General features: G+C 64.2%; 1 protein-coding gene and 1 pseudogene. Both read left to right on the top strand.

Translation table 11 applies throughout. The features are described 5' to 3' along the window. The coding region (locus tag HMPREF2924_RS25065) for a hypothetical protein (RefSeq protein WP_141765577.1) at window positions 1-487 on the top strand (487 nt) is incomplete at its 5' end. A 29-nt stretch (window positions 488-516) separates the two neighbouring features. Continuing rightward, window positions 517-738: pseudogene (locus HMPREF2924_RS25060) on the top strand (class I SAM-dependent methyltransferase); the annotation flags it as partial.

The following is a 738-nucleotide window of genomic DNA, read 5'->3' as shown; positions in this document are numbered from 1 at the left end:
GACACAAGAGTTCCTGGCCAGGCTGACGCTGGGCCGGGAAGCAAATGGGATCGACCATTTCCACATCATCGTGCACGGCCGCCGCTTACCTGTCTTTCCAAACCAGGATCTCCTGGAGAAACGCACCACCCGCCAGTTCCGCGGCACGTTGTTCGGCAGCCTGCTCAATCTTTGGCTGTTCGATCGGCGCGCCTCGGCGCCCGACCGAGGCAATCACCTCGCCTTCGCACTCCTGCAGCGCGATGAGGATCCACACCAGAGGCTCTGGCCGCTGGTGATGGAAACCTGTCCGCTCCCCCTCCTGCAGCACTGGCGCGAGCCTGTGATGGAGATCCTCACCCAGCACCAGATGTTGACCGCCCTACCCGGGACGATCGGCAACGTCTGCGCCTGGCGACTCGCCCTGCGGGTCGACGTGCTCGAGCCCACCCTCGGTGAGCTGATCCGCGAAAGCATTCTTACCACCGATGCTCAGGCACAAGCCTGAGCCATCCCTCTCAGACTCAAGGAGGCCCCATGGCCCTCATGTTCCCGCGCTTGGCGCGCAACTTCGCACGCAACGGCTATTTCCCTACCGATGAGGTCACCCTCGAACGCGCTCTGCAGGCCCTCGCTCCTGCCCCGTCGGGCAGAATGAGGATCTGTGATCCCTGCGCCGGTGAGGGTGTTGCCCTGGCTGAGGCAGCACACACCCTCGGCCGCGATCAGGTCCAAGCCCTCGCTGTCGAGTACGACCGC

It is taken from the genome of Pseudomonas sp. HMSC063H08, assembly GCF_001813645.1.
GTDB lineage: Bacteria > Pseudomonadota > Gammaproteobacteria > Pseudomonadales > Pseudomonadaceae > Pseudomonas > Pseudomonas aeruginosa.
This window is presented reverse-complemented; position numbering and strand designations above follow the sequence as displayed.